This window comes from Mycobacterium sp. UM_CSW, from assembly GCF_000455205.1.
Taxonomy (GTDB): domain Bacteria; phylum Actinomycetota; class Actinomycetes; order Mycobacteriales; family Mycobacteriaceae; genus Mycobacterium.
In genome coordinates this window covers 29,952-48,407 of the sequence record NZ_AUWQ01000066.1, presented here as the reverse complement: position 1 = coordinate 48,407, position 18,456 = coordinate 29,952, and the positions used below count along the sequence as shown (strand labels likewise).

The window sequence follows — 18,456 nt, the reverse complement described above, 5'->3', positions numbered from 1 at the left end:
AGTGAACCCGCCGAGGCCGTTCATCGCGTGAGCTGACGGTCTTGCGGGTGAACTGGCGGCGGCGATTGTGAAGCCGTGGCGCCCTGCGCTCACGCTCAAAGCCGCCGACGCACACGCGCCCCGTCGAGCGAACGCTATTAAGCTGGCGCCATGCCAGCTCGCACCGCGCTTTCTCCCGGGGTGATATCGCCGACTCTGCCGGTGCCCGGGCGCATCCCCCGCCCCGAGTACGTCGGCAAGCCGACCGCGCGGGAGGGCAGCGAGCCGTGGGTGCAGACGCCCGAGGTGATCGAGAAGATGCGCGTCGCCGGCCGGATCGCGGCCGGCGCCCTGGCCGAGGCGGGCAAGGCGGTCGCGCCCGGGGTGACGACCGACGAACTCGACCGGATCGCCCACGAGTACATGATCGACAACGGCGCCTACCCGTCGACGCTCGGCTACAAGGGCTTCCCGAAGTCGTGCTGCACGTCGCTCAACGAGGTCATCTGCCACGGCATCCCCGACTCGACGGTGATCGAGGACGGCGACATCGTCAACATCGACGTCACCGCCTACATCGACGGGGTGCACGGCGACACCAACGCGACGTTCCTGGCCGGCGACGTCGCCGAGGAGCACCGGCTGCTCGTGGAGCGCACCCACGAGGCCACGATGCGCGCGATCAACGCCGTCAAGCCGGGCCGCGCGCTCTCGGTGGTCGGCCGCGTCATCGAGTCGTACGCAAACCGGTTCGGCTACAACGTCGTTCGTGACTTCACCGGCCACGGCATCGGCACTACCTTTCACAACGGGCTGGTGGTGCTGCATTACGACCAGCCCTCCGTGGCGACGATCATCCAGCCGGGAATGACGTTCACCATCGAACCGATGATCAACCTCGGCGCGCTGGATTACGAGATCTGGGACGACGGCTGGACGGTTGTCACCAAGGACCGCAAGTGGACCGCCCAGTTCGAGCACACGCTGCTGGTCACCGACACCGGCGCCGAGATCCTCACTTGTCTCTAACGCGAGCAGACGCAGAATCGCACTGTTTCCGCCTGGAAAGTGCGATTCTGCGTCTGGTCGCCGCAGAACGGTGAGCGGGGCTCTGCTGGTCGCGGGCACCAGCTCCGACGCCGGTAAATCGGTGGTGGTGGCGGGGCTGTGCCGGTTGTTGGCGCGCAAGGGGATTCGGGTGGCGCCGTTCAAGGCGCAGAACATGTCCAACAACTCGGTGGTCACGGTCGAAGGCGGAGAGATCGGCCGCGCCCAGGCGATCCAGGCGCGCGCGGCGGGGCTGGAGCCCAGCGTGCGGTTCAACCCGATCCTGCTCAAACCGGGCGCCGACCGCACCTCGCAGCTGGTGATCCGCGGCCAGGTCGCCGAGTCGGTCACCGCGGCCGGCTATTTCGCGCACCGCGACCGCCTGGCCGGCATCGTCGCCGACGAATTGTCCAGCCTGCGAGCCGAATTCGACGCGGTGATCTGCGAGGGCGCCGGCTCGCCGGCCGAGATCAACCTGCGGGCCACGGATTTGGCCAACATGGGGCTGGCCCGGGCCGCGAACCTGCCGGTGATTCTGGTCGGTGACATCGATCGCGGCGGGCTGCTGGCGCACCTGTTCGGGACGGTCGCGGTGCTCGAGCCCGAGGACCAGGCGCTGATCGCCGGCTTCGTCGTCAACAAGTTCCGCGGCGACCCCGCGCTGCTGGAACCCGGTCTGCGCCAGCTGCACACCCTGACCGGCCGCCCGACCTACGGGGTGCTGCCCTACGCCGAGGAGCTCTGGTTGGACGCCGAGGACTCGCTGTCGGTGGTCGCGAGCCGCGTCCTGGGCACGCCCGCGCCGCCCCGCGGCGATCAGTGGCTTCGGGTCGCCGCGATCCGGCTGCCCCGCATCTCCAACTCCACCGACGTCGAGGCGCTGGCCTGTGAGCCCGGCGTGCTGGTGCGCTGGATCACCGATCCCGCCGACGTGGCCGACACCGACCTGATCGTGATCCCGGGTAGCAAGGCGACCGTCGCCGACCTGTCGTGGCTGCGCGAACGCGGCCTGGCCGGCGCACTCGTCGACCACGCCCGGGCCGGTAAGCCGGTGCTGGGCATCTGCGGCGGGTTCCAGATGCTGTGCCGGCGCATCGAGGACACGGTCGAATCCGGCGCGGGGGAGGTCGCCGGGCTGGGCCTGCTCGACGCCGACATCGCCTTCGGCAAGCCCAAGGTGCTGCGGCGCTGGCAGCAGCCGCTCTCCGGATACGAAATCCACCACGGGCGGCTCTCCCGCTGCGCCGAGGACACCTGGTTCGAACAGGACGCCGAAGCCCAGGGCGTCGTGCGCGGCGCCGTCTTCGGCACCCACTGGCACGGCCTGCTCGACAACGACGACTTCCGCCGGGGTTGGCTCACCCGGGTCGCCGACGCGGCCGGCCGCGACGGTTTCGTCGTCGCCGACACCGACGTCGCCGCGGGCCGCGAAACCCAACTCGACGCGATCGCCGACCTGCTGGCCGCCCATCTCGACGTCGACGCGGTCCTCGGGCTGTTCGACGGGCCGCCGCCCCGACCGTTCATTGCCAGTGCGTTACGCCAGTAGGAGAGGACGAAACCTCGCGCACGCTGGCCTTTGACAGGTAACGTGCGTGAGTGCACTCGATGATGACCACGCTCGACGGATTTCCCGTTCCGGTGTCCGTAGCCGGGCCGGAGAAGGGTGTCGTCGTCGTCATCCTCGGAGACCAGCAGCGCTCGCCGGTCGCCTACGACGCGGTGTGTGAGCGCCTGCATACCGCCTCGCTTCGCACGGTCGTCGTCGGCCTCGACCCGCGCCTGACCGCGAAATCGGTGGTCGGCATCCTCGACTCGCTGGGCATTCGCTGGGCTGTGGTCTTCGGCGACCGGGCCGGCGGTGAGCTCGCCTGGGAACTGGCGGCCACCCGGTTGGGCCGGTTCGTCGGCCTGGTCGTGATCGACCGCGGGCATCCGCGGGTGGCCGACCCCAACGGCGTGGTGCTCGACGAGCACTGCCCGCCGGTGGAAATCGGCACCACCGTGCTGGTCAGCTCGCCGGCCGCCAAGGCCGTGGCGGACGCGAGCCAGCGGTACGTCTACGCCGAATACCGCGTGGTCGACCTCGGCCGGCGCACCGTGCAGGAGTCGACGGCACAGCTGGCCGCCGAGATCGTCCTGCGCACCAGCACGTGGTAGCGCCTTCCGCCATGCTCACGTTAGCCGCGCTGGACGAGCTGGTGGGCGGCGGCGCGGTGGACACCGTCATCGTGGCGTTCGCCGACATGCAGGGCCGGCTGGTCGGCAAGCGCATGTCGGCCAGGCTCTTCGTCGACGAGGTCGCCGCGCACGGCGCCGAGTGCTGCAGCTATCTGCTGGCCGTCGATGTCGACATGAACACGGTGTCCGGCTACGCGATGTCGAGCTGGGAAACCGGCTACGGCGACATGGTGATGACGCCGGACCTGGCCACCCTGCGCCTGGTCCCGTGGCTGCCAAGCACCGCCCTGGTGATCGCCGACCTCGGCTGGGCCGACGGCGGTGAGGTCGCCGTCGCGCCCCGGGCGATCCTGCGCCGCCAGCTCGCCCGGCTGGGCGAGCGCGACCTGGCCGCCGACATCGCCACCGAGCTGGAGTTCATCGTGTTCGACGAGCCGTACCGCCAGGCTTGGGCGAGCGGCTACCGCGGGCTGACGCCGGCCAGCGACTACAACATCGACTACGCGATGCTGGCGTCGTCGCGGATGGAGCCGCTGCTGCGCGACATCCGGCTGGGGATGGAGGGCGCGGGCCTGCGGTTCGAGGCCGTCAAGGGCGAATGCAACCGGGGCCAGCAGGAAATCGGGTTCCGCTACGCCGAGGCGCTGGTCACTTGCGACAACCACACTATCTACAAGAACGGCGCCAAGGAGATCGCGGACCAGCACGGCAAGAGTCTGACGTTCATGGCGAAATACGATGAGCGGGAGGGCAATAGCTGCCACATCCACCTGTCGCTGCGCGGGCCGGACGATACGGCCGTGTTCGACGACGGCGCCCGCCCGCACGGCATGTCGGCGACGTTTTGCGGTTTCATTGCGGGCCTGTTGGCCACGCTGCGCGAACTGACGCTGTTCTACGCGCCAAACATCAACTCGTACAAGCGATTCGCCGACGGCAGCTTCGCGCCGACCGCGATCGCGTGGGGCCTGGACAACCGCACCTGCGCGCTGCGGGTGGTCGGCCACGGGCGCAACCTGCGGGTCGAATGCCGGGTGCCCGGCGGCGATGTCAACCCCTACCTCGCTGCGGCGGCGCTGATCGCCGGGGGGCTGTACGGTATCGAACGGGGCCTCGAGCCGCCCGCGCCCTACACCGGGAATGCCTACGAGGCACCCGACGTCGACCGGCTGCCCGGCACGCTCGCAGAGGCGGCGGCATTCTTCGAAGGGTCGGCGCTCGCGCGGGAGGCCTTCGGCGACGACGTCGTCGCGCACTACCTGAACAATGCCCGCGTGGAGTTGGCGGCGTTCAACGCGGCGGTCACCGACTGGGAGAGGATGCGAGGGTTTGAACGGCTATAGGCGCCCCGTCGTCGGCCTGACCAGTTATCTCGAACAGGTGCGGACCGGGATCTGGGATATCCCCGCCGGTTACCTGCCCGCCGACTACTTCGAGGGTGTCGTCATGGCCGGTGGCATCGCGGCGCTGCTGCCGCCGCAGCCGGCGGACCCCGAGGTCGTCGATCGCCTGCTGGACAGCCTGGACGCGCTGGTGATCACCGGCGGCTACGACGTCGACCCGGCCGGCTACGGCCAGGACCCGCATCCGGCCACCGACTCGCCGCGCACGGACCGCGACGCCTGGGAGTTGGCGCTGTTGCGCGGCGCACTGGACCGCGGGCTCCCCGTGCTGGGCATCTGCCGCGGCGCGCAACTGCTCAACGTCGCCTTCGGCGGCACCCTGCACCAGCACCTGCCCGACGTCCTCGGCCACAACGGCCACCGCGCCGGCAACGGGGTGTTCAACCGGTTGCCGGTGCGCACCGTGGCGGGCACGCGCCTGGCCGCGTTGATCGGGGAGTGCGTCGACGCGCCCTGCTATCACCACCAGGCCATCGACAAGGTCGGTGACGGCCTGGCAGTCAGCGCGATGGACCCCGACGGCGTGGTGGAGGCAGTCGAGGTGCCCGGCGAGAGGTTCGCGCTTGCGGTGCAATGGCATCCGGAGAAATCGCTCGACGACCTGCGGCTGTTCAAGGCGGTGGTGGAAGCCGCGCGGGTCACCCGATGACGGCAACGCAACTGGTCAACCCCGCGACCGAGGAAGTGCTGCGTTCCGTCGAGCTCTTCGACGCCCCTGCCGTCGACGACGCCGTGGCGCGCGCCCGCGCGGCCCAGCGACGCTGGGCGCGGTTGGCGCCGGCCGGGCGTGCGGCGGCCCTGCGGGCGTTCGCCGCCGTCGTCGACGCCCACGTCGACGAGCTGGCCGCGCTCGAGGTGGCCAACTCGGGGCACCCGATCGCGTCCGCGGAATGGGAGGCCGGCCACGTCCGCGATGTGCTGACGTTCTACTCGGGCAGCCCGGAGCGCTTGTCCGGCAAGCAGATTCCCGTCGCCGACGGCATCGACGTCACCTTCAACGAGCCGCTGGGCGTCATCGGCGTGATCACGCCGTGGAACTTCCCGATGCCGATCGCGTCGTGGAGCATCGCCCCCGCGCTGGCCGCCGGCAACGCCGTGCTGGTCAAGCCCGCCGAGTGGACGCCGCTGACCACGATGCGGCTGGGCGAGCTGGCGGTCGAGGCGGGGCTCGATGCGGACCTGCTCCAGGTGCTGCCCGGCAAGGGCGCCGTGGCGGGGGAGCGGTTGGTCACCCACGCGGGAGTGCGCAAGGTGGTGTTCACCGGCTCCACCGAGGTGGGCAAGAGCGTGATGGCGGGCGCGGCGGCGCAGGTCAAGCGGGTGACGCTGGAACTCGGCGGCAAGAGCGCCAACATCGTCTTCGCCGACTGCGACCTGGAGCGCGCGGCGGCGACCGCGCCCGCCGGGGTGTTCGACAATGCCGGGCAGGACTGCTGTGCGCGCAGCCGGATCCTGGTGCAGCGCAGCGTGTATGACCGGTTCATGGAGTTGCTCGAGCCGGCGGTCAAGGCCGTCGCTGTCGGCGACCCCGCATCCCGCAACACCGAGATGGGGCCCCTGGTGTCGGGCGCGCACCGCGACAAGGTCGCTTCCTACGTGCCCGACGACGCCCCCGTCGCCTTCCGGGGCACCGCGCCGTCCGGTCGCGGATTCTGGTTTCCACCAACGGTTCTCACCCCGCAGCGAAACGACCGCGCCGTCACCGAGGAGATCTTCGGTCCCGTCGTCACCGTGTTGGCGTTCGACGACGAGGACGACGCCGTCGCGCTCGCCAACGACACCGCCTACGGGCTGTCGGGATCCATCTGGACCGACGACCTGTCCCGGGCCCTGCGGGTGTCGCGGGCGGTCGAGTCCGGCAACCTGTCCGTGAATTCGCACTCGTCGGTCCGCTACAACACGCCGTTCGGCGGGTTCAAGCAGTCCGGCCTGGGCCGCGAGCTGGGCCCTGACGCGCCATTGCATTTCACCGAGACCAAGAACGTGTTCATCGCCGTCAAGGAGGGCTCGTAATGGACCTGTCGCAGCGGCTGGCGGGCCGTTTCGCGGTGATCACCGGCGGTGCCGGCGGCATCGGGTTGGCCGCGGCACGGCGGATGCGCGCCGAAGGCGCGAGCATCGTCGTGGGCGACGTCGACCGCGACGCCGGCGCGGCCGCCGCCGAGGAACTCTCGGGTTTGTTTGTGCCGACGGATGTTTCGGACGAGGACGCGGTCAACGCGCTGTTCGACGCCGCCGCCGAGGCGTACGGCTGGGTCGACATCGCGTTCAACAACGCCGGCATCTCACCGCCCGAGGACGACCTGATCGAAAACACCGAACTCCCTGCGTGGCAACGAGTCCAGGACGTCAACCTCAAATCGGTCTACCTGTGTTGCCGGGCCGCGCTGCGGCACATGGTGCCCGCGCAGAAGGGGTCGATCATCAACACGGCGTCGTTCGTCGCGGTGCTGGGGTCGGCCACGTCGCAGATCTCCTACACCGCGTCCAAGGGCGGGGTGCTGGCGATGTCGCGGGAGCTGGGCGTGCAGTTCGCCCGGCAGGGCATCCGCGTCAACGCGCTGTGCCCCGGACCGGTCAACACCCCTCTCCTGCAAGAGCTTTTCGCGAAGGATCCAGAACGCGCGGCGCGCCGGCTGGTGCACGTGCCGCTGGGCCGATTCGCCGAGCCGGACGAAATCGCCGCCGCGGTGGCGTTTTTGGCCAGCGACGACGCCTCGTTCATCACCGCGTCGACGTTCCTGGTCGACGGCGGCATCAGCTCCGCCTACGTCACCCCGCTCTGACGGCCGGGTGGCGCAGCCGCGCCATCGCCATTGCCCACGCCCGTGGCACCGAGAGCCCCCCGATCGACGTCCCGCGTCCGAAACTGGCCAACGGTCCGACGCGGGCCGGCTTCCGGACGAGCGAGCGCAGCGCCGCAGTTTTGTTGAGGGCGCTGAGGTATCCGATCGCGGGGCCCGACGGTGCGCACAGGGAACTCAGCCTGGACAGCGGCGCGGTCACCGGCGACAGCGACGCCTCCAGGGGCGTCAGCGGCGACGCCGAAAACGCCTGCAGCGCTGCGGGAATGGCCGACATCACCCGACCGCCGGCAGACACGACGTCCGGCGCCGAGCGCAGGGCCCAGGGACCGGCCGTCGCGCCCGGATATCCCGGCGGCGAGCTGAACGGGACCAGCGTCGCCGCGTCGGCCGCCGCGCGGGCGTAGGCGTACATGGCGTCGGCGTCGCGGGCCCACATCTGCTCATACTCGGCGTCGACGTCCGCGATGGCCGGGCCGCTTTGCGCAAGGCAGTTCCGGCGGCCCAGCGACCTTAGCTGCGCGCGGTTGGCGGTGATCGCCGGTGGGGGAACCGTCGCCGCCAGCGCCGAATCGTGGGCTCTGGCCGCCGCCGCGGCCTGGGCGCCCGCTTGAGAGGCGCGCGCCGCGGCAGCGTTCAGCCAAATCACGTAAGGTGCCGCGCCCTCCAGCATCGGCGTCTGCGCCGCCGCCGCATACAGCCCCGCGGCAAGCCGGTCCCAGGCCGTGGCGGCCTCCGCCATCGATCCCGCGCCGGGGCCCGAATGCATCAGCCCGGAGTTGATCTCCGGGGGAAGCGTCGCGAAATCCATTACCACCTCTCCACCCGAATGCACCCGAATGCCTTGATATACGTGCCAGGGTTACAGCCTGTTTGCTCTCATAACGGGGAGTGAGCTGTGAGAACGCTCGGCGCCGACTTTGAAAACAGGTGCTTTCATTTTTGGGTGACTGCGAAGTAAGGTTGACATAACCAGCGGTGCAGTCGGGGGCGGCGCTAACCTGCAAGCGAATATCACGGGGGACGAAAGTTGTATGCGGCCACCTGCCGCCACTGCGGCAGGGAAATTCTCCAGCACCCTTCGGGTGTGTGGATCCCCCGGGATGGCTCCATGAAAAGCGATCCCACTGGCATCTATTGCCCGGTCTCAGGCGGCTTGCGCCGTCCCCGGATGCTGCACGAACCCATGCCTTCCGACTTGGCGGGGGCGCCCCGGTGGCTGTCCCCGGATACTTCCCGCGTTCGCGCCAGCGCGGGTGTGGGCAGCGACTCCAAGCGCCGACGCATCCGGCGGCCGCGTGTCCCTGAGGCCGTCCGGATGCGCCTTGGGCGTGCGTTCGTTCGGCTGAAGGACCTGGCGCGGTTGCGCATGGCCTGGTGGTGACTCGCCGAGGTGCCTGGGCGGGTCAGAAAACGATCAATGGAATCGCCATCTCGACCGGGGTCGCCCCGCCGTGAAAGCCGATGAGGCGGGCGGATTCCGGGGGCTCGTGGGCGGTCGCCAGCACGGCGGTGTCGCCGGTGCAGACGACGACGACGTCGCCGATCCGCGCCAGGTGCGCCGGGTTCACCGGCCCGAACATCCCGGTGGCCACGGCGTGCTCGCGGTCGTAGACGTGTGCCCGGCCGTCGAGCGTCTCGGCCCAGGCGGCCCGCACGTCGGCGGCGGCGCCCGGCTCGGTGTGCAGGTAGCGCACCCGCGGCTCGCCGGCGACCACGCGCACCCCGTCGCCCAGCCGCGGGTCGGTGTCGAGATCGACGCGGGCGTCCGGGGGGACATTGAGGCCGCCGTGGTCGGCGGTCACCAGCAGCGCCGCGTTCGGCGGCAGGGTATCGACCAGCCGGGTCAGCAGGGCGTCGACGCGCACCGCCGCCTCGTGCCAGTGCTGGGATCCGATGCCGAACAGGTGGGCGGCGGTGTCCAGGTCGGCGATGTAGCCGAAGACCAGGCCCGGCCCCGCCTGCACCTCGTCGGCCACCAGCTGGGCGTAGTCGTCGGTCGGCTGTGTCGGGCGGAAGCGCGCGCCGCGGTACGCCGCGTCGGTCAACCCGCTGCCGATGAACGGCGCGGGCAGCACCGCCCGCGCGGCGATGCCGGCCCGCTCGAGCCGGCCGAACCAACTCGGCAGCGGCTGCCATTCGGCGTGGGGCGGGTCGTCGCGCCAGACGATGTGGGTGAGCACCCGCTCGGTGCCGGGCACATTGAGGGTGAAACCGAGGATGCCGTGCTCTCCGGGCCAAGCGCCGGTGCCCAGGGACACCAGGCTGGTCGGCGTCGTCGACGGAAAGGTGCAGGTGAGTTCGGTCAGGTTCCCGGTGCCGCCGGCCAGCACCGAGGCCAGCAGCGGCGCGTCACCGGTCAGCTTGGGTAGCAGGTGCCACCCCATCCCGTCGACCAGCACGACCGCGACGCGGTCGACGTCGCCGACGGATTCCGCGAGGCCCAACCGGTCGGCCCCGTCGGGGGCGCCGAGCAACGCGGCCGCGGCCGGCAGCACGTCGCAGATCGAACCGGCCATCGGGCCAGTCTGGCACGCCAGACGGTCTCAGTTGACTCGGCGCACGTTCTGGGCAACCACCGTGGAACCGTCCCAACGGAGGTCGGCCTTCATCTCCACGGTCCCGCAACACATTGCCTCATTCGGACCGGTGGTCATCCACGTCACATGCACGACATGGTCCGAGATGGACAGATCGGTCACGACTTCCCTGCCGCCGTGGGTGAGGTCGTCGAGGTCGATTCCACCCAGCCGCGTGGGCCCGGTTTTTGAGAGCTGCGGGCCCGCGGTGTAGAGCTGCACGATCTCCGGCCACCCGACCCCACCGGCATTGCAGTGGATGACCATGGCGGCGTCGCCTCCGCGCCCGGTCAGGTCGCCAAACGCGACCTTGTAGGCGCCCGTGTTGTAGTTCAACGCGATCCCGACGTGTCCGGGATGCCCCTCTTGTTGCGGCAATTCACCGCCTCTCAGTTGGCCCGGATCGTGCTCGCACAGCCCCGGGACGGGCGCGCGCTGCAAGTATTCGAAGGTGACCGCGCCCTTGCCAGGCGCGCGCGACGTGGTCGTCGGACTGGTCTTGGGCATCACCGTTGCGGGCGCTGTCGTGTGCGCGCACGCTGCCACAACGGTCGCCGCGGCGATCAGCGCGAGCTTGGTGATGGCCCGCCGACGGTACGAAGGTGTGCTCATGTGCACAGCGTCCGGCGGGCGCCTTGCCTAATCCTTGCGCGATTCTTGCCTAAACGTGCGCCAGTCGTTGGCTGGTCACCCGCAGCTGACGGTCGGTGCTGTCGGCGAGCGCGCCAACCTGCTCCGGTGTCAGCCGGCCGCACAGCCGGCCCCAGTGCACCGCGACTTCGTCGCCGACGGCGACGTCGGGCACGGCGCTGTACCCGTCGGCCCAGACGTCGAGCGGGCGGACAGCGGGCTCGGACAGCCTCAGGGCCCGGCCGTCCCAGAGGAGCTTCCGGCACGACACCTCGACGTCGTCGTTGTCGCGGGAAACGACTGTGCCCCAGGTGATCCGGCAGTTGTCCAGGACGCTCAGCGGGTGCTCATCCATGCTTCGGTTTTTAAGTCCTAAAAACCGGGTCCACGGATACACCCCGAACACGTGAAAGCAGTGGTTGGCGGCGGCCTCGTGGCCCAGCTCGGGGGTGAGGTGCGACCAGTACCGGCCGGCCTGCGGGCCGATGATCTCCAGCAGCGCGTCGAAGAACGCGCCCGGATCCAGGCCGGCGCCGAGACCGCCACCGAGCCAATAGGATTCGACGAGCCGGTAATCCAGCGGGTCGGCGATGCCGGTCAGCCGGGACAGGACCTGCAGGTAGGGCCAGGCCCCGGAAAATCCCGTCGCCGCGCGGCGCACCTCGTCGACGGACCCGTCGCGCAGGGTGGCCCCGAGCGGGGGCCCGCAGTAGCCAAGGGCGTTGGGGGCGTACGCGTACCGGGCGAACATCTCGGCACCGCGGATGTCGGTCAAGTGCGCCCCACCAGCTTGACCGCGTCGCGGTGCATGCGGCCGAAGTTGTAGTAGGCCGCGCACGCTCCCTCGGGCGACACCATGCACGTGCCGATCGGCGTCTCGGGGGTGCACGCGGTGCCGAAAACCTTGCACTCCCAGGGCTTGAGGACACCCTTGAGCACCTCGCCGCACTGGCAGGCCTTGGGGTCGGCGACGCGCACGCCGGGCATCGCGAAGCGCAGCTCGGCGTCGAATTCCGCGAAGTCGTCGTGCAGCCGCAGCGCGCTCTGCGAGATGAAGCCCAGCCCGCGCCATTCGAAGTGCGGGCGCAGCGCGAACACCTTGCCCATCAGGGCCAGCGCCGCGGGGTTGCCGCGCTCGGGCACCACACGCTTGTACTGGTTCTCCACCTCGCAGCGGCCCTCGCGGATCTGGCTCAGCAGCATCGCGACCGCCGCCAGGATGTCCAGCGGCTCGAAACCCGCCACTACCAACGGCTTTCGGTACACCTCGGGCACGAACCGGTAGGGGCGGTTGCCCACCACCGTCGACACGTGCCCGGGTCCGATGAACCCGGACAGCCGCAAGTCGGGGGATTCCAGGATGGCCTTGATCGGCGGGACGATGGTGACGTGGTTGCAGAAGACGCTGAAATTGGGCAGGCCCAGGTCGCGGGCGCGCACCAGCGTCACCGCGGTCGAGGGCGCGGTGGTCTCGAAGCCGATGGCGAAGAACACGATTTGCTTGTCGGGGTTGTCGACGGCGATCTTCAGCGCGTCAAGCGGCGAGTAGACGAACCGCACGTCGGCGCCGCGCGCCTTGGCGTCCAGCAGGCTGCCGTTGGACCCGGGCACGCGCATCATGTCGCCGAAACAGGTGAAGATGACGTCGGGCTGGCCGGCCAGCCACATCGCGTCGTCGATGCGGCCCATCGGGATCACGCAGACCGGGCAGCCCGGGCCGTGCACCAGCTCGACGTTGTCGGGCAGCAGGTGTTCGATGCCGTGCCGGTAGATGGTGTGCGTGTGCCCGCCACACACCTCCATGAACTTGAACTGTTCGCCACCGTCGCCAGCCAAACGCGCCAGGCTGTTTATGGCGCCCAGCAGCTTGCGCGCCGCGGCCGGATCACGAAACTCGTCAACGAATTTCATAGCAGTTCCCCTTAGATGATGGCCGACGAGTCGAAGGCTTCCATCTCGGTTTGATAGGCCTCACCGAGTTTCTGGATCGCGGCCAGCGTGAGCAGCGCCTCGCTCTCGTCGATCTTGGCCATGGCGAAGCCGACGTGGACCAGCACCCAGTCGTCGGGCTCGGGCATGTCGTCCTCCAGCAGGCGCACGCTGATGGTGCGCTGCACGCCGCTGACGTCCACCTTGGCCAGATAGTTGGCGGGATCGGTGATTTCGACGATCCGGCCCGGAATCCCAAGACACATGTCAGCCCATCTCCTCTAGCAAATCCTCGGCAGCGGGTCCCCGACGAGCATGTCGACGATCCGCGTTCCGCCGAACCCGGTGCGCAGCACCACGGTTTCGGCGGGTTCGGTGACAATCTCCCCGACCTCGGCCGCGTCGGCGCCCAGGGGATGGGACCGCAACGCGGCCAGCCCGGCGTCGGCCTCCTCCGCGGCGACGACGGCGACGAACTTGCCCTCGTTGGCGACGTACAACGGATCGATGCCGAGCAACTCGCAGGCGCCATTGACCATGGGCCGCACGGGAAGTCGCTCCTCTTCCAGCAGCACCCCGAGGCCGCAGGCCTGGGCGAGTTCGTTGCACACGGTGCCGACCCCACCGCGGGTCGCGTCGCGCATCCACCGGGTGGACGGGGCGGCCGCCAAGAGCAGCTCCACCAGTGGGCTGACCGACGCGGTGTCGGAGGCGATGTCGGCCTCGATCGCCAGGTCGCCGCGGGCGAGCATGACGGCCATGCCGTGATCGCCCATCGGCCCCGACAGCAGCACCTTGTCCCCGGTGCGCACCGACCGCGCCGACAGCGCCCGCCCGTCGGGGATGACGCCCGCGCCGGTGGTGGTGACGAACAGCCCGTCGGCCGCGCCCTTGGGCACCACCTTGGTGTCGCCGGTGACGATCTGCACACCCGCGACCGCGGCGGCGGCCGCCATGTCGGCGACGATCTCCTTCAACTCGGCGATCGGGAAGCCCTCTTCGATGACGAACGCCGCGGAGATCCAGGACGGCACGGCGCCAGCCATCGCGAGGTCGTTGCAGGTGCCGTGGACGGCGAGCTCACCGATCGACCCGCCGGGAAAACGCCTGGGCTGCACCACGAACGAGTCCGTCGACATCGCCAGGCGCTCGCCGCCCGGCAGCGCCAGGACCGCGCCGTCGCCGAGGGACTCCAGCAGCGGGTTGCGGAAGGCCTCCAGGAACACCGCGTCCACCAGCGCGGCCGAGGCCTTGCCGCCCGCCCCGTGGGCCAGCGTCACGTGGTCGTCGAGCAACCGGGGGCGACGCCTGCGGAACGACTCGATCCGCTCGATCACCTCGCCCTCGCCGAACCGCGGGCCCGACGAAAGGTATTCGCCCGCCGGCTTGTTCATGCCGCCCCCAGACCTTCATCGCCCAGCTGGTGATGCACACTCAGCCACAGCTGGTAGCCCAGCAGCGCCTGCGACTCCTGAATCCGGTGCACGCTTTGCGACCGAACGACGAAGCAGGCGTCCACGTTCGGGTTGTCGGCGAAGGCGCCGCCGCTGTAGCCGGCGAAACCGATCGTGTAGAGCTCGCGCCGGTGCGCTTCGGCCAGCGCGGCGAGCAGGTTGGGCGACCCGCCGCTAGTCGACATGGCGATCGCGATGTCGCCGGCTTTCGCCCGCGCGATCAACTGGCGGGCGAACACCAACTCGAATCCGACGTCGTTGCCCAGTGCGGTCATTACCGCCTGGTCGGCCGTCAGCGACCACGCGGGCAGCGGCCTGCCGATGGGCGGCCGGGCGAACAGCCTCGCCAGCGTCGTGGAATCGGTACAGCTGCCGCCGTTTCCGAAGGTGAACAGCCGCCCGCCCGCCGCGAAACGGCGTGCCAGCTCGGCGGCGGCCGCCTCCACCAGGTCGGCGTTGGCCTCCAGGGTGGAGCGCCGCAGCGCCAGGCTCTCGGCCGCCTTCGCCTGCGCGGACGCGGCCAGGTCGGCCAGCAGCGACTTCGCGTCATCCTCCTGCGCGTCGATGAACGGGTACAGGAAGTTGGTGGGCTCGTCTTGACTCATCAGCAGTCCTCCAGCCGGCCGATCGCCGCGCCGGCATGCACCAGCACCAGGTCGCCGGCGTCGACCGGGTCGACGAGCGTGGTGATCACGTCCTCGACGCCACGCGCGGTGCGCACCGACGCTTGGCCGCCCGCCGACGGGCCGACGACTTCGCCCAGGCGCCCCTCGTCGCTGCACGTAACGCAAACCCCTTCCGAGCAGTCGTCTTTCAGCAACCCCGGGTGCTCGAAACACACGTGGGTCAGCTCCCACAGCAGGTGATAGAACAGCACGAAGCCGCCCGTCGCGGGCACCCGCGGATCCGGGTCGTCGAGCCACAGCACGTGATCGGCCATCCCGGCCGGGGGCCGCTCGCCGCTGCCGATCCAGATCGTGGTCGCCCCCCACGCCGGGGCGCGCCGCATCACCGAGCGCACCTGCGGGTCGTCGGCCCCGGAGACCGCGACCACGATGTCGCCGGGCCGCACCGACACCCGCACCAGGTCCACCAACTCCGGTCCGGTCAGCGCGACCGCGGGCAGCGCCCGCTTGCCCACGATCACCGGGTGCACGAACTCGACCGCGATGTGCAGCGCGTGCGGTTCCCACGACGGCGCGATCGACCACATGGTCGCCCCCGCGGCGAAACGCTTGGCCAGCGTGAACGCGGCGGCCGCCAGGTCCTCCGCCAACTCGGCGCCCAGCCCGCGATCAATGGCAGTAGTAGTCACCTCAGTCATCCTCTTCCAAACCCGTCAGCATCGAGATCGCGGCCTGACCCAGCGCCAGCCCGCCGTCATTGGGCGGGACGATGTGATGAGTCAGGACATCGAATCCGTTGCGCTGCAAGCGCTTACGGCAAGCACGCAGCAGCAGCACGTTCTGGAAGACGCCGCCGGTGAGCCCCACGAGGCGGATATCGCCCGCCACACGACGGACCACCTTGGCGACGGCGTCCGCGAGCGCCTCGTGGAAGGCGGCGGCCAGCAGCGCGGGCGCGGTGCCGGCGTAACGGGCCGCCACCATTGTTTGCACCATGGTCGTCGGATCGATCACCCCGTCGGCCCGTACCGTCAGCGGCAGCGACGGCCCCTGGTCGTCCGAGGCCGTCTCCGCGAGAGCCTCGAGCTCGATGGCGGCCTGGCCCTCGTAGTCGATCCGGTGCCGCACCCCGAGCAGCGAGGCGACCGCGTCGAACAGCCGGCCGACGCTCGAACACGGGACACACCCGGCTCCGCTCTCCAATTGCGAACGGGTGAGTCGCAATTCGTCCTCGGTCGCGGCGGCGACCGGCGGGAGATCGGGGGTCCAGTCGATGCCGGCCATCCACAATTGGGACAGCGCCATCCGCCATGGGTTGCGCACCGCGGCGTCACCGCCCGGCAGCGGAACCGGCAGCAGATGGCCGGCCCGGACGAACCGGTGGCTGTCGGTCCCGAGGGCCAGAACCTCACCGCCCCAGATGGTTTGGTCGCAGCCATAGCCGGTCCCGTCGAACGACACCCCGATGACGGGCTCCCCAAGCCGGCCGTGCTCGGCCAGCAGCGAGACGACGTGCGCGTGGTGGTGCTGGACGAGATCCAGCGGCCGCTCGCCCGCGCGGCGCTCCGCCCAGTCCCGGGTGTGATACCCCGGGTGCAGGTCCGCGGCCATTCGTGCCGGCTCGCCGCGCATCCCGGAGAGCTGACCGACCGCGCGCTCGAATGCCCGCAGCGTCTCCCAGGTGGCCATGTCGCCGATGTGGCCGGACAGGTACGCCCGCGAGCCGTCGGTGAGGCAGAAGGTGTTCTTCAGCTCCCCGCCCACCGCGAGCACCGCCGGGCCCGTCCGCCCGAGATCGACGGGCAGCGGCGCATAGCCCCGGGACCGGCGGATCGGCAACTCGCGACCGTCAATCACGCGCACCACGGAGTCGTCGCACGGCACGTGGATCGGCCGGTTGTGGTCGAGGACCGCGTCGCACAGCGCCGGAAGGCGTTCGGCGGCATCGCCATCGGTGAAGCAGATGGGCTCGTCGGAGCGGTTGGCACTTGTCATCACCAGCGCGTCGGGGACGGGTGTCAACAGCAGGTGATGGACGGGTGAGTACGGCAGCATCAGCCCGAGCAGCGGGCTGCCCGGCGCGACGGCTTCGGCGACGGGCGCACCCTCGCGGCGGCGCAGCAGCACGATCGGGCGGGCGGGGCTCGACAGCACCGCGGCCTCGTCGGCGTCGACGTGCGCGTAGCGCCGCGCGACCTCGAGGTCGCGGACGAGCATGGCGAACGGCTTGGCGCCCCGCACCTTTCGGGCCCGAAGGGCGCCGACCGCCCCGTCGTCGTCGACCGCGCAGGCCAGGTGGTAGCCGCCGATCCCCTTGACGGCGACGACGGCACCGTCCGCCAGGGCGCGCTGGGCGGCCGCCAGCGAGGCATCCGATCCGGTGACCTCACCGGCGACCGACGAAAACCGCAGCGACGGGCCGCAATCCGGGCACGCGATCGGCTGCGCGTGGAAGCGGCGGTCCGCCGGGTCGTGGTATTCGGCCGCACAGCGGTCGCACATGGCGAATCCCGACATGGTGGTCGCCGGGCGGTCGTAGGGCAATTCGCGGATGATGGTGAACCGCGGCCCGCAGTTGGTACAGGACACGAAGGGGTGCCGGTAACGGCGGTCGCGCGGGTCGAACAACTCCCGGACGCAGTCGTCGCACACCGCGATGTCGGGCGGGATCGGCGTCTTAAGAATGCGCTCACCGGCGATCGTCCGGCTCTCGACGATCCGGAACGCGCAGTCACCGACGGCCTCGACGGCCAGGTCGGTGACGGTCACGTTGCCGATACGCGCCAGCGGCGGCGCCTCGGCGCGCAGCCGGCGACCGAATTCCTCGACGCGCCCGCGGTCGCCCTGCACCTCGAGGAACACCGCCCCGGAATCGTTGCCGACGAATCCGGCCAGGCCGAGCTCGCTGGCGACGCGGTGGACGAACGGACGGAAGCCAACCCCCTGGACGACACCGGTCACGGTGAAGCGCTGCCGGACGTCATCAATCCGCAGCATCAGGGGGGACTGGGTCATCTCAACCGCCCCCCGGGCTGACCGTCGGGTCGGGGCGGCCCCTGCCCATCAGCTCGAGGCCGGCCATCGCTTCCTCCGCGCCGGCGCGGTCCGTCTTCTCCACGGCGAAGCCCATGTGGATGATTATCCAGTCGCCGGGCGCGAACGTCTCCTCCGGCAGCATGCCGACGTTGACCCGGCGCTCCTCGCCGGTGACGTCGACCAGCGCGAGCTGTCCCTCGTATCCGTCCAACATCCGGATCACTTGACCGGGGATCCCCAGACACATGGCTCAGCGGTCCTCTCGTACGGTGGACGTCTGCAGCGCCGCGACGATTTCCTCGACGGCCCGCGCGGCGCGGGGGACGGCCTTGGCCACCGGCTCGCTCAGACCGATGCCTTCCTCGACGCTGCCCGCCTCGCAGCCCACGACCACGGTGTACGGCGGGCTGCCGCCCAGGGCCCGCAGGCTGGCGAACACGGCGGCCGGGTCCATGCTGTGGGCGTCCAAACCCGTTGCGTCCGAGTCTTGTTCGCAGTCGGCCTGGAACACGTGCAACGTGCCGGGGCTGCCGCGGCTGGGCACGGCGTCGACGAGGACCAACGAGTCCCACTCTTCGAGCAGGTCGTAGGCCAGGTGCATGCCGCGGATGCCGTAGTCGATGACCCGGACGCCCGCGTCATCCCGCGGGATCTCGGCGTTGCGGACGACTTCCGAGCCGAATCCGTCATCCCCCAGGAAGATATTGCCGATCCCGGCTACCAGGATGCGCGCTGTCATCGATTCCCCCGGTCGGCTACATACGCCTCAACTTCAGGTAGCGGCGGGC

Annotated in this window: 19 protein-coding genes; 7 read left to right on the top strand and 12 right to left on the bottom strand. The window is 70.2% G+C overall.

Annotation, left to right across the window (positions count from 1 at the left end):
- Nucleotides 1–150 precede the first annotated feature (150 nt).
- The 7 genes from map to N415_RS21555 all read left to right on the top strand — a co-directional run bounded on the left by map (nucleotide 151) and on the right by N415_RS21555 (nucleotide 7,396).
- Entirely contained in the window at nucleotides 151–1,008 is an 858-nt protein-coding gene (gene map / locus N415_RS21585) for a type I methionyl aminopeptidase (RefSeq protein ID WP_068186562.1), read from the top strand.
- A gap of 70 nt (nucleotides 1,009–1,078) precedes the next feature.
- Nucleotides 1,079–2,575, top strand: a complete 1,497-nt coding sequence (locus N415_RS21580; RefSeq protein WP_068186560.1) for a cobyric acid synthase — start codon at nucleotides 1,079–1,081, stop codon at nucleotides 2,573–2,575.
- Between the two features lie 59 nt (nucleotides 2,576–2,634).
- On the top strand, nucleotides 2,635–3,186 hold the full coding sequence (locus tag N415_RS21575; RefSeq protein WP_068186558.1) for an alpha/beta hydrolase: 552 nt from the start codon (nucleotides 2,635–2,637) through the stop codon (nucleotides 3,184–3,186).
- A gap of 11 nt (nucleotides 3,187–3,197) precedes the next feature.
- On the top strand, nucleotides 3,198–4,550 hold the full coding sequence (locus N415_RS21570) for a glutamine synthetase family protein (RefSeq protein WP_068186556.1): 1,353 nt from the start codon (nucleotides 3,198–3,200) through the stop codon (nucleotides 4,548–4,550).
- The gene (locus tag N415_RS21565; protein WP_081665408.1) at nucleotides 4,474–5,259 is read left to right on the top strand and encodes a gamma-glutamyl-gamma-aminobutyrate hydrolase family protein; all 786 of its coding nucleotides are present in this window, start codon (nucleotides 4,474–4,476) and stop codon (nucleotides 5,257–5,259) included. The genes N415_RS21570 and N415_RS21565 overlap by 77 nt, the downstream gene beginning before the upstream one ends.
- Nucleotides 5,256–6,623, top strand: a complete 1,368-nt coding sequence (locus tag N415_RS21560; RefSeq protein WP_068186552.1) for an aldehyde dehydrogenase family protein — start codon at nucleotides 5,256–5,258, stop codon at nucleotides 6,621–6,623. Before N415_RS21565 ends, N415_RS21560 begins: the two co-directional genes overlap by 4 nt.
- Nucleotides 6,623–7,396, top strand: a complete 774-nt coding sequence (locus N415_RS21555) for a 3-oxoacyl-ACP reductase (RefSeq protein ID WP_068186550.1) — start codon at nucleotides 6,623–6,625, stop codon at nucleotides 7,394–7,396. Before N415_RS21560 ends, N415_RS21555 begins: the two co-directional genes overlap by 1 nt.
- Here N415_RS21555 and N415_RS21550 read toward each other — a convergent pair.
- The 12 genes from N415_RS21550 to N415_RS21490 all read right to left on the bottom strand — a co-directional run bounded on the left by N415_RS21550 (nucleotide 7,383) and on the right by N415_RS21490 (nucleotide 18,407).
- Nucleotides 7,383–8,225 carry a PPE family protein gene (locus tag N415_RS21550; protein WP_068186548.1) on the bottom strand — a complete coding sequence of 281 codons (843 nt, stop codon included), beginning with the start codon at nucleotides 8,223–8,225 and terminating at the stop codon, nucleotides 7,383–7,385. The genes N415_RS21555 and N415_RS21550 overlap by 14 nt on opposite strands.
- A 595-nt stretch (nucleotides 8,226–8,820) precedes the next feature.
- The gene (locus N415_RS21540; RefSeq protein ID WP_068186546.1) at nucleotides 8,821–9,933 is read right to left on the bottom strand and encodes a nucleotide pyrophosphatase/phosphodiesterase family protein; all 1,113 of its coding nucleotides are present in this window, start codon (nucleotides 9,931–9,933) and stop codon (nucleotides 8,821–8,823) included.
- A gap of 27 nt (nucleotides 9,934–9,960) precedes the next feature.
- Complete coding sequence (locus N415_RS21535; RefSeq protein ID WP_068186650.1) at nucleotides 9,961–10,605, bottom strand: hypothetical protein; 645 nt, start codon at nucleotides 10,603–10,605, stop codon at nucleotides 9,961–9,963.
- 49 nt (nucleotides 10,606–10,654) lie between these two features.
- Entirely contained in the window at nucleotides 10,655–11,398 is a 744-nt protein-coding gene (locus N415_RS21530; protein ID WP_255342541.1) for a DUF6390 family protein, read from the bottom strand.
- Entirely contained in the window at nucleotides 11,395–12,534 is a 1,140-nt protein-coding gene (hypD, locus tag N415_RS21525) for a hydrogenase formation protein HypD (RefSeq protein ID WP_068186544.1), read from the bottom strand. The genes N415_RS21530 and hypD overlap by 4 nt, the downstream gene beginning before the upstream one ends.
- 11 nt (nucleotides 12,535–12,545) lie before the next feature.
- On the bottom strand, nucleotides 12,546–12,818 hold the full coding sequence (locus tag N415_RS21520; RefSeq protein ID WP_068126330.1) for a HypC/HybG/HupF family hydrogenase formation chaperone: 273 nt from the start codon (nucleotides 12,816–12,818) through the stop codon (nucleotides 12,546–12,548).
- A 15-nt stretch (nucleotides 12,819–12,833) separates the two neighbouring features.
- Nucleotides 12,834–13,946, bottom strand: a complete 1,113-nt coding sequence (hypE, locus tag N415_RS21515) for a hydrogenase expression/formation protein HypE (RefSeq protein ID WP_068186542.1) — start codon at nucleotides 13,944–13,946, stop codon at nucleotides 12,834–12,836.
- On the bottom strand, nucleotides 13,943–14,611 hold the full coding sequence (locus N415_RS21510; RefSeq protein WP_068186540.1) for an SIS domain-containing protein: 669 nt from the start codon (nucleotides 14,609–14,611) through the stop codon (nucleotides 13,943–13,945). Before N415_RS21510 ends, hypE begins: the two co-directional genes overlap by 4 nt.
- A complete protein-coding gene (locus tag N415_RS21505) occupies nucleotides 14,611–15,321 on the bottom strand; it encodes a hydrogenase assembly protein HupF (protein ID WP_068186538.1) in 711 nt (236 codons plus the stop codon). Before N415_RS21505 ends, N415_RS21510 begins: the two co-directional genes overlap by 1 nt.
- A 1-nt stretch (nucleotide 15,322) precedes the next feature.
- On the bottom strand, nucleotides 15,323–17,647 hold the full coding sequence (gene hypF, locus N415_RS21500; protein ID WP_068186536.1) for a carbamoyltransferase HypF: 2,325 nt from the start codon (nucleotides 17,645–17,647) through the stop codon (nucleotides 15,323–15,325).
- Between the two features lies 1 nt (nucleotide 17,648).
- Nucleotides 17,649–17,915 carry a HypC/HybG/HupF family hydrogenase formation chaperone gene (locus N415_RS21495; RefSeq protein WP_068126337.1) on the bottom strand — a complete coding sequence of 89 codons (267 nt, stop codon included), beginning with the start codon at nucleotides 17,913–17,915 and terminating at the stop codon, nucleotides 17,649–17,651.
- A 3-nt stretch (nucleotides 17,916–17,918) separates the two neighbouring features.
- Entirely contained in the window at nucleotides 17,919–18,407 is a 489-nt protein-coding gene (locus tag N415_RS21490) for a hydrogenase maturation protease (protein WP_068103541.1), read from the bottom strand.
- Nucleotides 18,408–18,456 lie beyond the last annotated feature (49 nt).